This is a genomic window from Paenibacillus intestini (assembly GCF_030803945.1).
GTDB classification, from domain to species: Bacteria; Bacillota; Bacilli; order Paenibacillales; family Paenibacillaceae; genus Paenibacillus; species Paenibacillus polysaccharolyticus.
Genome location: NZ_JAURUN010000001.1, coordinates 297,337 through 311,486, shown reverse-complemented (window position 1 = coordinate 311,486; position 14,150 = coordinate 297,337). Strand labels below are relative to the sequence as shown.

The 14,150-nt window shown below is 46.7% G+C and carries 13 protein-coding genes; all 13 read right to left on the bottom strand.

Going from position 1 to position 14,150, the window contains the following annotated elements:
* Positions 1-46: 46 nt before the first annotated feature.
* The 13 genes from J2T16_RS01360 to metH all read right to left on the bottom strand — a co-directional run bounded on the left by J2T16_RS01360 (position 47) and on the right by metH (position 14,112).
* Positions 47-877, bottom strand: coding sequence for a CpaE/TadZ family protein (locus tag J2T16_RS01360; RefSeq protein ID WP_308721663.1), 831 nt, complete (start codon positions 875-877; stop codon positions 47-49).
* Positions 874-1,587 (bottom strand): hypothetical protein, encoded by a 714-nt coding sequence (locus tag J2T16_RS01355; RefSeq protein ID WP_308721662.1) that lies wholly within the window; start codon positions 1,585-1,587, stop codon positions 874-876. The genes J2T16_RS01360 and J2T16_RS01355 overlap by 4 nt, the downstream gene beginning before the upstream one ends.
* Positions 1,588-1,647: 60 nt before the next feature.
* Positions 1,648-2,670, bottom strand: coding sequence for an SAF domain-containing protein (locus tag J2T16_RS01350; RefSeq protein ID WP_308721661.1), 1,023 nt, complete (start codon positions 2,668-2,670; stop codon positions 1,648-1,650).
* A gap of 16 nt (positions 2,671-2,686) precedes the next feature.
* Positions 2,687-4,174 carry a serine/threonine protein kinase gene (locus J2T16_RS01345; RefSeq protein WP_308721660.1) on the bottom strand — a complete coding sequence of 496 codons (1,488 nt, stop codon included), beginning with the start codon at positions 4,172-4,174 and terminating at the stop codon, positions 2,687-2,689.
* A 186-nt stretch (positions 4,175-4,360) separates the two neighbouring features.
* The gene (locus J2T16_RS01340; protein WP_221789397.1) at positions 4,361-5,410 is read right to left on the bottom strand and encodes an SAM-dependent methyltransferase; all 1,050 of its coding nucleotides are present in this window, start codon (positions 5,408-5,410) and stop codon (positions 4,361-4,363) included.
* Positions 5,411-5,416: 6 nt separating this feature from the next.
* Entirely contained in the window at positions 5,417-6,196 is a 780-nt protein-coding gene (locus J2T16_RS01335; RefSeq protein ID WP_221789396.1) for an ABC transporter ATP-binding protein, read from the bottom strand.
* On the bottom strand, positions 6,193-6,510 hold the full coding sequence (locus J2T16_RS01330) for a thioredoxin family protein (protein WP_145331543.1): 318 nt from the start codon (positions 6,508-6,510) through the stop codon (positions 6,193-6,195). The genes J2T16_RS01335 and J2T16_RS01330 overlap by 4 nt, the downstream gene beginning before the upstream one ends.
* Positions 6,507-6,848, bottom strand: a complete 342-nt coding sequence (locus tag J2T16_RS01325; protein ID WP_221789395.1) for a cyclic-phosphate processing receiver domain-containing protein — start codon at positions 6,846-6,848, stop codon at positions 6,507-6,509. The genes J2T16_RS01330 and J2T16_RS01325 overlap by 4 nt, the downstream gene beginning before the upstream one ends.
* Before the next feature lie 18 nt (positions 6,849-6,866).
* Complete coding sequence (locus J2T16_RS01320; protein ID WP_221789394.1) at positions 6,867-7,715, bottom strand: deoxyribonuclease IV; 849 nt, start codon at positions 7,713-7,715, stop codon at positions 6,867-6,869.
* Positions 7,705-8,526: an Fpg/Nei family DNA glycosylase gene (locus J2T16_RS01315; protein ID WP_499017560.1), complete on the bottom strand. Its 822-nt coding sequence runs from the start codon at positions 8,524-8,526 to the stop codon at positions 7,705-7,707. The genes J2T16_RS01320 and J2T16_RS01315 overlap by 11 nt, the downstream gene beginning before the upstream one ends.
* A 7-nt stretch (positions 8,527-8,533) precedes the next feature.
* The gene (locus J2T16_RS01310) at positions 8,534-9,343 is read right to left on the bottom strand and encodes a TIGR01457 family HAD-type hydrolase (protein WP_499017558.1); all 810 of its coding nucleotides are present in this window, start codon (positions 9,341-9,343) and stop codon (positions 8,534-8,536) included.
* 367 nt (positions 9,344-9,710) lie between these two features.
* Positions 9,711-10,655, bottom strand: coding sequence for a ribonuclease Z (gene rnz / locus J2T16_RS01305; RefSeq protein ID WP_499017556.1), 945 nt, complete (start codon positions 10,653-10,655; stop codon positions 9,711-9,713).
* 76 nt (positions 10,656-10,731) lie between these two features.
* The gene (gene metH / locus J2T16_RS01300) at positions 10,732-14,112 is read right to left on the bottom strand and encodes a methionine synthase (RefSeq protein ID WP_499017888.1); all 3,381 of its coding nucleotides are present in this window, start codon (positions 14,110-14,112) and stop codon (positions 10,732-10,734) included.
* Positions 14,113-14,150 lie beyond the last annotated feature (38 nt).

The window sequence follows — 14,150 nt, the reverse complement described above, 5'->3', positions numbered from 1 at the left end:
AATTAGAATCATTGTGATGAATATCGCATTCCAGACCACTAGAGATTCAGGCTCCCCTTTCCAGCCTCTTCAGCACAGTACGCATGCCCGTACCATCCATAATCAGGCGAGCGAGTTCAGCCATAGCTAAGGCAAAACTCCCTTTTTGAACTTGTTTTTTCTCAGTCAGACTCTCAAGTTGCAAGTATCTGGCGACATCTCTGCGGTTGATCGCATCCAGATACCCGGTCGTATATGGGACTGCGGAAAGACTTCCCTTGTATCTAAAACCACGCTTTATATTGGAGAGTGTAGCACGAGAGTGTGAATCATATTTATTGATAAGTACATGTAGCTTCCGTTCCGTTATTTGTTCAGGCAGGATCTCTTCGAAAAAGTGTTCCAGATGCCTCATATTCTGATTCAGAACAACGACAACATAATCAGCCTGCTGCACGATAAGCTGTGAATCAACATTAGATTGCCCTGCATCCAGAAGCACAAGATCATAACATTGATTAGCAGTCTCCAGCAGTTTTTTTAACAACTCCCCTTTTTCACTCACAGAGCGCTCATTTCTATACACGCTCCCAGTCAGTAGATCAAGCTGCTCTTTCAACAGCGGTTTGGTGTAATCTTTCAGGTTGTGCTTGTTAAGGCTACCACTAATAAACAGACGTTCGACAGCATCCCAACCATTTTCTTCAAAAGAATACGAGACATCGGCTGAACTCTTCTCATCCTGAAATATGCCTGATTCTACACCATAATTTGCTGGACCTGTGTTGACAAGCAATACTCTGGCTCTATACTGGAATGCTGTCGCATAGGCACTCATTAATGCACTTGAGGAACATCCCGTTTCAGCAAATGGACTCCAAAAAGCAATCGTACTCATGCCCTCATCCTCCCCGCTTCTTTGATCGCACGGCGGCTGCGAACGCTCTCCCACCCGGTCAGTTGTTCCACAACACGACATAAGGATTTTTTGTAATTTCTGGACAGTGGGCCGAGATTCACACGGTGATAATGTTCATTTTCAAGCTTGACCGCAGCACTCAATTCATCCCACGGAAGGATCAGGGACTCTCCAGTCCAACGAAAGGGGCCACCCTCAAGGTAGGCCCACAGATAATGGGCTTCAAGTCTACAATCCACTCCATTAATCAGCATTCGTTGGAAAGCCAGTTCTTCAGGAAGCTCATGCTCGTTGAATAACTTTTCCAGCCACCCTTTCCCTCGTTCCAGATTATATCGTTCATAATCGCTCACCCAGACGCGAACTTCTGCGGTAAGCCATAAATGACGTGAAGCAAAGTGCAAGGTCTCGATGTCATATAACACATAATCATAACCATCCAGGCTCTCACCGTTGATCTGCAAATGCTGTTCTACCGCCATTGAAGTAACAAAATGACATGCAATATCAAATCCCTCAAATTCCACAACTCGTAATAATTGCTGATGATCTCCAACACTGTATCCATATTTTTGTTGCAACGTACCGTCCACTAAGAGAACTCGCTTACCTGTTGAAGCAAGTATTTTACTCAGATATAACATCAGATCATTTTTCTCACATAAACCTGCAAAAATCCAAATGTGCACTGATCAGCGCCCCTCAATCTCAATTTAATATTGTTATAAGAATTAATGATTTAATGCAAATTACTCATTTCCCGTCAGCAATTGCTGTTGCTCGTTCAAAGTTGAAGATTCAATAACGTCCGGTGCCTCTCCCGTGTGATCTGTTCCCCTATTGCCTGATCCGTCGTTCCAGATCGTTCCTTGATGCTCAGATGAATCTTGAACTGTTGGCCTTTTATTATACGTAACAGAAGATTGTGCCACATCTTGTTCGACACCGTTAGATGGGGCTGACATGGAGGCAGCGAGCGAACTTTCGAGTGAACTTCGAACTTGTCTCGTTAATTCCTGCTCGGCATGACGAACGATGTTGGGATCACTCTCCAGTAGCTTTAACACTTCGGAATTGGCTGGATATGTCGGAATAGCTGCTGTCTGAAATTGTGGTTCTACATAGGTTAGAGCGTAGATTGAAGCTTTATGTAAATAGGCATCCACGATTGCACTGGACAACGACAAAATTTCTTCTTCTGTCATCGTAATCCATAGTGTTGCTGCGTTTAACCGTTCCACCTTTTTCTTGGACAAGAGAATGTAGTCTTGACCTGTAGGAAACTGAATACGTACGTCGATCATGTCTCCTTTGGCTAGCGAAGATGGTAGCAATACCACTTGCAACTCGCGATTTCTTAAATCAGCTGATGCAGGTGTCCCCTCATATACCATCTCCGTTGTAATCGCCGTTCCTTTTTTAAGCTCAATTTTAGCTGAATGCCCTTCCAGCTTCTGCGAACTAGACCATAGATTGCGTGGAGCCTGAGCGTCCGGTATCGCAATCAGTTTCAGATCCTCTGGTGAGATAAGTTCTCCCGCTTCGATATCCCTGATGGTTACCCACCCTCGGGCACCAGAATTCCACTGCTGCAACAATTCCGCTTCTTTCTCCTCATATGCTGACAGATAACGGGCCTCCATAGCTGATCTGACATCCTCTTTGGTGCTCAGCTGATATACCACATAACTTCCAAAAATCATACCGACAGCTCCTGCTCCAATCAGTCCTGCATAAATCAGTTGACGACTTTGTTTTCTTAATTTGGACAAAAGAGGCTCTCCTTTCCTAATCTCCTCTACTCATGTACTTTTTAAGTGAAAAAAATGAACGTTTTGGGGGCTGCCGTACCATTAAATGCCCTAGAATTTGTGAGAATACCTTATCCATATGAACATCCTTGTCAAATGGGTCCAGCTGCAGTGGTAAACCGTATACGTGGGATGTATCCAGTGTTTCACGTACACGCTCCACTGCGTCTGTTGCGGCGAGCGGAAGGCAGTATATCCATTTCTCCCGGGGAAAGCGATAATGCGTGCGTACAAAAGCTCCAATCTCCGCTTGTTTCCATTCTGCACCAGAACCAATAATGATAGGCAGATCTGCACGCAAAAGCTCCTCTAATCGATTCTGATCCTGTCCGCTTCCTAGATCCATCACAATAAATTGATAGCTGCCGCCCAGCAGGGATAAAATATCGGCCCGGCCAGACTGCTTCCAATAATGCACGCCATCCACCGCAAACTGCCTGCTTGATGCTACAGGTTTACCACCTAACGCAATGTGCTGGATACGTGTAAATGATTGAGAGCGAGGTGACATTTCGATCACCGCGACCTTAAAATTCTGCCTCTCCAGATAATGGCTGATCGCTATCGCTGTATGAGTAACACCAGCACCAGCTGAAACCCCGGTAAGAGCAATCACTCTCGTGCCCCCGCCAAGCATTGGCTGTTGATCTACAGGCGAGGACATCATTCCCGGTATTCGAAGCAGCTCCTTCCTCACCTCATTCGCCGTTTGAAACCTTTCATTCACGTCATATCGTAGCAATCGTCTGACAACAGGGGCGTATGTTCGCGGGACATCACTCCGTATAGAACTTTCTACGCCTTGAATCCATTCAGTGTAAGCTCCACTCGTCATTAGATACAGCATCAGGGCTCCAAGACTATATAGATCTGAACGGGCATCCGTTTGTCCGGAACCATATTGTTCTGGTGCCGCAAATCCGGCAGTCCCGAGTTTAACCGTATCTTCAGCAAGATGCGTCTTATAACTGCGGGCAATGCCAAAATCAATCAAGCGCACTTCATGCTCTGGTGTAATCATAATGTTGGACGGCTTCAGGTCTCGGTAAATGACAGGAGGATCCAAGTTATGCAAATAACTTAGAACATCCAGTAATTGAAGTACAAATTCCATCAACTGTTCCACCGGAATTTTACCCCGGCACTGTTTGAAGTAGTCGCTCAGCGTTAACCCTTCAATATATTCCATGACAAGGTACGTATAACCGTCATCGTCGGGAGCAAAAAAATCAACAATCTGCGGAAGTCTCGGATGCCGAAGTGATGTCAACAGAGCCGCTTCTCTCTCCATACTGCCTTCATAGGGCAGCTTCGTGACACTTTCCTTCACAGCCCAGATCTTCCCTGGCAGCTTCAAATCCTCTGCCTCATACACATGGCTCATTCCTCCTGAACCAAGAATCGATAGGATACGATATCTTCCTCCCAGCAGGCTCCCGCGTTCCAGCCTCGCCGGATGTCTCATAGGTCTACCTCCTTCCAAACAACATAAAAAGGGAAAGCTTCACCGATAATGAGCACACTGGAATTCCAGTCATGCTCACTTCGGGATGCTTTCCCTCAAATTTATTGTTTTTATGGTTAATATTGGTATCATTATAGTACACATAATCAACCGTTGTAAAGCAGAATATTTTATAAGTTAAATGACTTAGTATTTAATCATATATAATGTGATCTCTTCACGATTATGAAACAGCTGCTTTGAACGCTGAATCTGCATCCGTGAACGCTCAAACGTATCGATCACTTCTTTTATAAGCGCAAGTGGTTTCTTGTGAAGCAATTTCACCGTAACAATGGCTGTCCCACCGGATTGGAGACTATACAGAAGGTCAGATACCAGTCTGCTCATCAGCTTCGGACTCCAGCTCATATCACATACAAGCAGATCGAATTCACCTTCGCGGAAACGCACATCGCCTGCATTTTTTTTCAAAAACGTCAATTTAGGCGAAGCGAGCAAGGTTGCATCCATCTTTGCCGGGTCTACTGCTGTTACCTCAAGCCCGCGCTCAAGCAGAAATGATGTCCATCCCCCAGGTGCTGCGCCAATATCAAGTGCCTTGTGAAACGAAGTAAAATCAATACCAAACGTTTGCTCCGCTTCAAGCAACTTAAACTTGGCTCGAGAGATTTGTCCTTCTTCCTTCTGAAAACGGATCGCTCCACCACTCCAGTCGGACAGATTCTGTTCGGGTCTGGATACACCTGCATATAACATATCTTTAGCAGCAAATACCGAAATGACATATTCCGCATCCCGAATAACCCATTCACAGCCCAGATCACCCAGTTTTTCCGTCAGCATTTGTTTCAATGAAGCTGCGTTTTCGCCCCAAAAAGAACTCTCCGTTTTGCGAGTTTGCATGACTACTTTTGCCCCAGACAATTCCTTATGGTTCAGGATAAATGCAATCAATTTCTCCAGAGACTGCTCCGTATCCTCTGTATTCTCTTGAAATTGAACAGGCTGGATGTGACGTAAAAACGTCGGAGACTCTTGCAGAAGTCTAATCGAGACTTCTTCCTCTGCAACTGGTAAACCAGCCAGTAGAATCTCACCTGGAACCAGCACCGTGCTCTTCACTGCTCCAAAAGTACGGCGCAGCTCCTCCTGCGCATAAGGTGCAAAGCCGTGATTGGCCGTGCATATAAAACGGGAAAAGTCTGTTTCTCCCGAAAGCGATTGTGTACTCAACTTGTGTTACCCTCCAGAACGTACGTGTATCCATGGACGATCCTCATGCCACTGAACTTCCACCGGAATATCATACGTATGCTTAATTGTATCTTCTGTTAAAATCTCATGTTTTGGCCCCGCCGCAGCAATGCGTCCATCACGGATCAATGCGACATGAGTAAACAACGGCACGATCTCTTCCACATGATGGGTGACGTACACCACCGTCATATTCCGCTGGCGCAGACGATCAATCTCAATCAGCATCTTCTCACGTTCATACAGATCAAGGCCAGCACAAGGCTCGTCCATAATAAGCAGCTTTGGTTCAGCCATTAACGAACGTGCCAACATGACTTTTTTGCGTTCTCCCTGGGATAACGTTCCCAGCGGTTGATTTGCCAGTTTTGCGAAACCCATCTCCTCCAGCAGCTGCATCGCCTTTGTTTTCATTTCATCTGGAATCGTCTGATAAAAGCGTAAAAAGGCATAGGCTCCTGTAGCGACAACCTCCCATACCGGATCACGTAAGGTCAATTTTTCAATCAATGTTTGGCTGATATAACCGATCTCTTTGCGAACCTCCCGGACATCGCATTGCCCGTACACATTACCGAGCACTTCAATGCGTCCCGAACTAGGAAACATATATCCATTCATCATTTCCAGCAGTGTAGTTTTACCTGATCCATTACGCCCCAGGATGACCCAATGTTCGCCTGGTTCAATGCGTAAATGAACGTCATCAAGTATCTGATTTTCTTCGCGACGAAGCGAAATGTTCTCCATCACTACAACACTCATTTTAGCACCGCCTTCCGAATCTCATTGAGCAGATGCTCAACCGAGTTCATCCGATAGACCATCCTGGGTACATCTTGCTCACCATCAAACAACATTAAAGCCGGTACACTCGAAATCTGAAACTGCTGCACAAGCTCCGGAATATCATGAATATTCATCTCATATAAAACACCCTCTGGCAACATATGCTCAGCGACCTCCAGCATACGACGTGCCGCTGCACACGTTCCGCATAACGGAGTATAGATAAATACCGCTTGAGGCAACCCTTCCCATACACCGCGCATTACCATTTTAGACGTAATCGGCTTCATAACTTTTCAGCCTCCGCAGCCACTCGCAACATGACTTCACCTGTCATCGGACCGTTATGAATTATAACGGAATCAGGTTTGTTGCTATACAACCTCTCGTACATCTGGCGTTTTCCGTACATACTCGACGTATGTAAATAGATCTCACGCGGATAGAGCCCTTCCCGTACAATCGCTGCAGCTACTTCACCGCCATTCATCGAATCCGGCCCAAGTTCATAGTCCAGCGATAGAATGTCTACTTCGCCATCTCGCAATAACAAGAGGCATTCCTCAGCATTGGTAGCCAGAACAAACCCTTTTGGACAAGAACGATAGTCATCCAGAAAAACATTCATCGTCTCGCACCTCCCCACTTATAACCACGAACGCATGAGCTGTATATCGTCACTGTGCGTTCCGTCTTCTCCTGTTTCCGTCTCCATTACAACTACCGCCTGCTTAATATGGGGTGATTGCAACAGTTTCTTCATTGATTCATAGCCCATATGTCCATGACCAATTCTCGCATGTCTGTCTTTGTTCAGACCGGATGCATATTTGGAATCATTAAAATGAACAGCCGCCAGGTCATCCCAATATTCCAGCTGCCTGCCTTTTTCCAACAAAATGTTCTCATCTCCAGCCTTCCACATCCCTGAAGCAAAAGCATGACATGTGTCGAAACAAAATGCAATATGCTCAGGGAATCGACTCAGCTTGCGAATCTGGATCATTTCCTCCATCGTTGTCCCCATGGGTCCATGATCCCCTGCCTGATTTTCAAGCAAAATTTTGGATTCGCCTTGCCACCCTTCCAGCGCGGTGTCCAGACAGTGAATCAAATTACGATATCCCTCTAGCGGATCTTTCGTCTGTATATGGCCAAAATGAACAACCGTTCCAACCGAACCACATGCATTAGAAATCTCAAGATCATTGCGAATCGATGAAACAATAGCATGAAACCCCGCCTCTCCACGGGTCATACCTAGTGCCGGATTCGTAGGATAAGGTGAGTGAGCAATGGATGCCATACCATGTTCTTCACACCAGTCCCTGCACAATGTAGCATCTTTTTGATCAAGACTTTTCAGGCTAAGACTGCGCGGATTTTTCGGAAAATACTGAAAAGCCGTCGCTCCCATCTCATATGCTCTCTTAGCCGCCTGTAAAAATCCACCTTTAGTGCTTACATGTGCGCCGATGCCGGTTTTAGGCCTCATGCTGACATTGCGGACAGAAAAATGCCTTTTTGCCCGTAATTTCAACTCGTTCAATGGTTCCCCCGCAGCGAGGACAAGTTTCACCCTCCCGGTCATAGACCCGGCACTGCTCGTCAAACTTTCCTGTTTTGTTGTCACCCTGCATTAGCGGCATTTCCATATAACCGCCCTCGTGCGCAGCCTCACGTAACACCGATTGCATAGAGTGATACAGTCGCTCTGTCAGTTCAGTCGAGTTTGCAATGTTCTGCGTTTTTGAGCTTGGTCTAAGTCCCGCAGCGAAGGCGATTTCATCTGAATAACAGTTGCCGATGCCAGCGATAATATGTTGATTTACCAAGGTTGTTTTGAGTGTTCCCCGGCGACCTTTAAGCAGTCCAGCAAAACGTTCCTTATTCATTCTTCGATCCAGAGGTTCTGGACCTAAATCGGACATCGCTTCTTCTGTCTCCTTGGAAGTCATCAGATGCAAATACCCAAGACGCAAACCGATGAAGAACAGAATATGTTCTCCGAATTGAATCTCTACCTGTGTGGTGCGGTCAGGACGATCGTTCTCTGTCCCCCAGAACAACATGCCACCCAGCATAAGATGCAACACAAGACGTTTGCCGTTTGCAAGGTGAAAGATCAGATGTTTAGCGCGCCGTTCCACAAATATAATCCGATTGCCTGTTAACTCATCTATGAACACATCAGCAGTCGTATTGATCGTCTTTTCACGGTTCACAACTACCCCTGTTATCGGTAAATCAAGTATATGCTTGGACAATAACATCCTGTAATTTTCCATTTCCGGTAACTCTGGCATTCTTTATCTACTCCTTCTTGGAAGCCTGGCCTGCCTTTTGGGCTAACCATGCAGTCAGTGTATTCAAATCTTCAAAAACATGATCTGGACGTGCTTTCACGGCCTGAATATGTCCATCCATATTTTCATGTGTAGTAATACCTGTCAGAACAAGTATCGTTTCACAACCTGCTGCCACGCCTGCAGCAATATCCGTACGCATATTATCTCCGATAACAGCCACTTCTTCCGCCTTCAAGTTCAACCGGCGGATGGCTGATCTCATAATAATGCTTGAGGGTTTACCGATCACCGTTGGCTGAACGCCGGTCGCCGCCTCAATCGCGGCACCAATGGTGCCCGCGCCGGGCGTTAATCCATCATCAGCCGGAAGCTGAAGATCAGGGTTAGTCATAATAAACTTAGCTCCCCCATTAATCCAGCGGAGTGCCTTCGTTAATTTTTGATAGGTAAATTCACGGTCGATGCCTTGGATCACAACATCTGGCTCATCATCCGTCAGAATTAAACCCGCTTCTTCAATGGCCTGTAACAGCCCACCTTCCCCGATGCATGCTACCTTCGCCCCCGGAAAATCTGCAGCAACGTATTCAGCCGCGGCAACCGCAGAGGTACATACCTCGGAAGCATCCGCTTCTATCCCCATGCCATTCAAATGATCAGCCACACCTTGGGGTGTACGGGAAGAATTATTGGTCACGAACAAATAAGGTACTCCCTGCTTTCGCAACGTGCGAATGAGCTCATCGGCTCCATCAATACGATGCCTGCCATGATACAATGTACCATCCAGATCGATCAGATAGGCCTTAATCATACATTGCACTTCCTCTCTTCATTCCTTCATTCTGTTAACATTTCATCCCCTTAACAATATCAGGCGATGCAAACTAACCTTTATACTATGTATTCAAGCATGTAGGAGGATTCAGCCTCATAGAAAGAGTCACATAACAAGTCGAACCGGATCGAACACAGACGGTTTAACTCGCGCGTCTTCTGTACAAGCTTGTCATTTCCTGCGCTTTCCCGGAAAATAATTCAGAAAATTTCCCTGCTCATATTGCCCATCCTACACGCTTTCTGAACAGATTGCAAAAGGGACCTCGGGAATATTTCTCCCTCAGTCCCGTCTCACTCGCCGGTTGTTGATATGGCCTGCGTCATGAATCAAGGCCTCTGCTTTATTGCGAAGAATCATGCTTCCCATGAACCACAGGAATCAGTTGGTGCTCGTTCGCAAGCCTTGTGTTCGGAAAGATACTCTTCGCTTCATCGAGTAGTGGCTGAAGCTGTTCCTCATCTTTATAACGGGAACTGAAGTGAGTCATAATGAGTTGACCCACATTCGCCGCTAGGGCCGCTTCCGCCGCTTGTCTGGACGTACTATGATAGTACTCATGAGCAGTGTCAGCCAGATCATGCATAAACGTCGCTTCATGAACAAGAACGTCTGCATCCTGGGCCAGAGGTTTCACGTTTTCGCAAGGACGGGTATCACCCAGAATCGTAATCACCATTCCACGTTTCGGTGCTCCTAAAACATCCTCAGGACGTACCGTATCACCACTGTCTAATGTAATCGTCTCTCCCCGCTTTAACCGTCCGAACAACGGGCCTGGTTTCAGACCGTAAGCCGCTAATTTAGCCGAATCAAGACTACCTGGGCGATCTTTCTCCGTAACCCGATACCCATAGCTGTCAATACGGTGTTCGAGCAGGGCCGATTCGACGATAAAGCTGTCATCTTCAAACAGTACACCGCCAGTATGCTCCACAATATTCAAATCATAATTCAAACGAGATTGGCTAATCTCCATCGTTGTTGCAATCATGCGCTCCGTCCCTGGTGGTCCATACACCGTGAGCGGAGTAGTTCCCCCCTGATATGCCCTACTGGACAGCAAACCAGGTAATCCAAACACATGGTCACCATGCAGATGGGTAATAAATATTTTCTCCAATTTGCTTAGTTTAAGCGGAGAACTTAAAATCTGATGCTGTGTCCCTTCCCCGCAGTCAAACAACCACAGCGCTCTGCGCTCATCCAACATGCGTAGTCCAATGGACGTTACATTCCGTTGCAGTGTAGGTACACCAGCATTAGTTCCCAGGAAATATAGTTCCATTCTGGATCGCACCTCTTTCTGTTGCCAGCAAAAAACCTCCGACCATGCGGAGGGCTTGCCTGAACAACTTATCAATTTATGCTTTTTCGACGTTAAAATATTTGGCCTGCGGATGGCTAAATACCATCGCGGACACCGATGCTTCAGGTTCCATCATGAAACCTTCCGTCAATTCTACTCCGATATCTTCAGGCTGCATCAGCTTGAATAACGGACCCTGATCCTCCAGATCCGGACAAGCCGGATATCCAAAAGATACTCTAATCCCCTGATAACGTGCGCCATGACGTTGTTTCATCGTCATATCAGCCGGGTCTGGGAAGCCCCAGATATCCCTCATCATATGATGCACACGTTCTGCCAGTCCTTCCGCCACTTCCAGTGCTACAGACTGCAACGCATGCGAACGTAGATAATCCCCTTGATCCTTCCATGCCGTCGAAAGCTCGCGCACACCATGTCCCGCAGTGACAACGAGGAAGCCCACATAATCCATTTCACCGGATTCAACTGGCTTCAGGAAGTCGGACAGACACAGGAACGGCTCCACCTTCTGGCGTGGGAACGTAAAGGTATGCAGGATGTTGCTCGTATCTTGCGGATCATAAATGATGACGCTATTGCCGCTCGACTGCGCCGGGAAGAAACGATACATCGCATGAGCCTGAATGATTCCGTCACGAACCGCTTCCTGCATAATGCCATCTACGACCGCTTTCAAATCGGTTGCCTTCTGATCACCCGCAGCGAGCAATTGCTCTACTGAACCACGAAGTCCCAAATGATGCCCAAGTAACATCTGCATGTTCACGTAAGGCAGGATATGTGATAACGGGTAATTCCGCAATGTATGACGATCTAAATCAGGTGGTACAAGCACAGGATGATCAGCTGAAATGGCCGAGCGTTCTACCCGGGTTAACTCAGGTAGTGCTTGAACCTCTCCCGCATTTGAAGCATCGGCTTCTTTTTCCGCATCCATCTCTGCTTGCATGGCTTCCCGTGTCACAGGATTCATCAGCTTATTGGCCAGATCCAGACCATCCATTGCATCCTTCGCATAGACTACCATACCGTTATATTCAGGGCGAATCCGGTTTTTGGTAAACTTACGAGTCAATGCCGCTCCACCTACCATGATTGGCACATCAATACCAGCCGTGCGCAGATCCTGAGCGGTAAGAATCATCTGCTGAGCAGACTTAACGAGCAAACCCGAGAGGCCAATAGCGTCCACTTTTTCTTCCCTATACGCCTCAATAATACGCTCTGGTGGTACTTTTATACCCAAATTAATGATCCGGTAACCGTTGTTGGACAAGATGATCTCCACCAAGTTCTTACCGATATCATGTACATCCCCTTTAACGGTGGCAAGAATGATCTTTCCTTTGACAGAAGTTTCGTTCTTCTCCATGAACTGCTCCAAATATGCGACGGAAGCCTTCATCACTTCTGCACTCTGAAGAACCTCCGCTACAATTAACTCATTGTTGTTAAAGAGACGCCCGACTTCTTCCATGCCGCGCATCAAAGGACCGTTGATGACTTCAAGCGCTGTATATTTGGCTAGAGCTTGCTCCAGATCGGGCAACAACCCCTCTTTGCTTCCTTCAACCACATAAGATGCGAGACGTTCTTCTAATGAAAGGTTCGAGATTTTTTCTTTCTTCTCTACCTTTTTGTTACGGAATGCCGCTACGAAGGCAGCCAGAGTATCATCGTTTGTATTATATAAAAGCTCTTCCGAGAGTCTGCGTTCTTCTTCCGGTATGGACGCGTAGCGCTCCAGCTTCTCGGTATTCACGATGGCATAATCCAGCCCTGCTTTAGTACATTCGTACAGGAACACGGAGTTTAGCACCTCACGACCAGCCTCAGGCAAACCAAAGGAGATGTTACTAATACCCAGAATCGTATGACACTCTGGTAACGCTTCTTTAATGATACGGATACCTTCAATCGTTTCTTTTGCAGATCCGATGTACTGCTCATCACCCGTTCCTACCGGAAAGACCAGTGTATCAAAAATCAGGTCTTCTGGCTTCAACCCGTATTTGTTCACCAGCAAATCATACGAACGTTTGGCTACTTCAAGCTTGTCCTCGCGGCTGATCGCCTGACCACGCTCGTCAATCGTTCCGACAACTACCGCTCCGCCATATTTATGCAACAAAGGTGTTACCAACTCAAATTTCTCTTCGCCATCCTCAAGGTTAATGGAGTTAATAATCGCCTTCCCTTGAGAATATTGAAGCGCTGTATCAATAACTGAGGCATCTGTTGTGTCGATCATCAGCGGAACCTTTACTTTTTTGACCACAAGTTCAAGGAACTTGATCATATCTTCCGTTTCCTCACGGTCAGGGTCCTGTACGCAGACGTCAACGATGTGTGCACCGTTTTTCACTTGAGCCCGGGCAATTTCGGAAGCTTCTTCGTACTTGCCCTCGACAATTAGTCGTTTGAATTTCCGTGAACCAAGCACGTTGGTGCGCTCACCAACCATATATGGACGATTGTCCTGTTCGACATATACCGGTTCAATTCCCGACAATGCAGGCGGGTGTGTTCCGTTCAATTCTCTTGGGGGGTATTTGGCGAGTGTATCACGCATGGCCCGGATATGTGCTGGCGTTGTTCCGCAACATCCTCCTGCAATGTTCAACCAACCCTGTTCTGCAAAAGCACCGATCTTCTGCGCAAGTGAATCCGGTGATTCGTGATAGTTACCATTCTCGTCAGGCAAACCTGCATTGGGATAACAACTCACAGCTACAGATGCCATGCCAGACAGAGATCGAATATGGTCACGCATGAATTCCGGACCCGTCGCACAGTTTAGTCCTACCGAGATTGGGTTAAGGTGTTCTAAGGATATATAAAAAGATTCGATGTTCTGACCGGCCAAGGTCGTACCCATCGGTTCTATGGTTCCTGAGATCATGAGAGGCAGCTTGATACCGCTTTGATCAAATGCTTGCTGAATACCAATGCTACCTGCTTTGACATTAAGAGTATCCTGTGAAGTTTCAAGCAGTAGCGCATCAACGCCTCCCTCTATTAAAGCGAGGGCCTGCTCGAAATAACTGTCCACCAGCTCTTGGAATGTCACCCCGCCAGTCACAGACAGCGTTTTGGTTGTTGGTCCCATCGCTCCAACCACATATCGTGGCGACTCCGGTGTGGAGAAGCGGTCAACAGCTGCTTTTGCAATTCTGGCCGCTTCGAGATTTATTTCACGTGCACGATCTTGAATATCGTATTCAGCGAGAACCACTGAAGTTGCACCAAATGTATTGGTCTCGATTAAATCGGCACCGGCTTCCAGATAATCCTCATGTATACGTTGGATCAAGTCTGGACGGGTTAGCACCAACATTTCATTACATCCATCCAGATCTTCACCGCCGAAATCTTCGCTGGTCAGATCCACTTGTTGAATCATTGTCCCCATTGCGCCGTCGAGGATTAATATTCGTTGTTTTATTGCAT

Coding starts and splice junctions, on each gene's coding strand:
- rnz (WP_499017556.1), bottom strand. CDS start 10,655: ATGGAACTATATTTCCTGGGAACTAATGCTGGTGTACCTACACTGCAA.
- J2T16_RS01360 (WP_308721663.1), bottom strand. CDS start 877: ATGAGTACGATTGCTTTTTGGAGTCCATTTGCTGAAACGGGATGTTCC.
- J2T16_RS01325 (WP_221789395.1), bottom strand. CDS start 6,848: ATGAATGTTTTTCTGGATGACTATCGTTCTTGTCCAAAAGGGTTTGTT.
- metH (WP_499017888.1), bottom strand. CDS start 14,112: ATGGGGACAATGATTCAACAAGTGGATCTGACCAGCGAAGATTTCGGC.
- J2T16_RS01345 (WP_308721660.1), bottom strand. CDS start 4,174: ATGAGACATCCGGCGAGGCTGGAACGCGGGAGCCTGCTGGGAGGAAGA.
- J2T16_RS01310 (WP_499017558.1), bottom strand. CDS start 9,343: ATGATTAAGGCCTATCTGATCGATCTGGATGGTACATTGTATCATGGC.
- J2T16_RS01320 (WP_221789394.1), bottom strand. CDS start 7,715: ATGAGGCCTAAAACCGGCATCGGCGCACATGTAAGCACTAAAGGTGGA.
- J2T16_RS01315 (WP_499017560.1), bottom strand. CDS start 8,526: ATGCCAGAGTTACCGGAAATGGAAAATTACAGGATGTTATTGTCCAAG.
- J2T16_RS01330 (WP_145331543.1), bottom strand. CDS start 6,510: ATGAAGCCGATTACGTCTAAAATGGTAATGCGCGGTGTATGGGAAGGG.
- J2T16_RS01335 (WP_221789396.1), bottom strand. CDS start 6,196: ATGAGTGTTGTAGTGATGGAGAACATTTCGCTTCGTCGCGAAGAAAAT.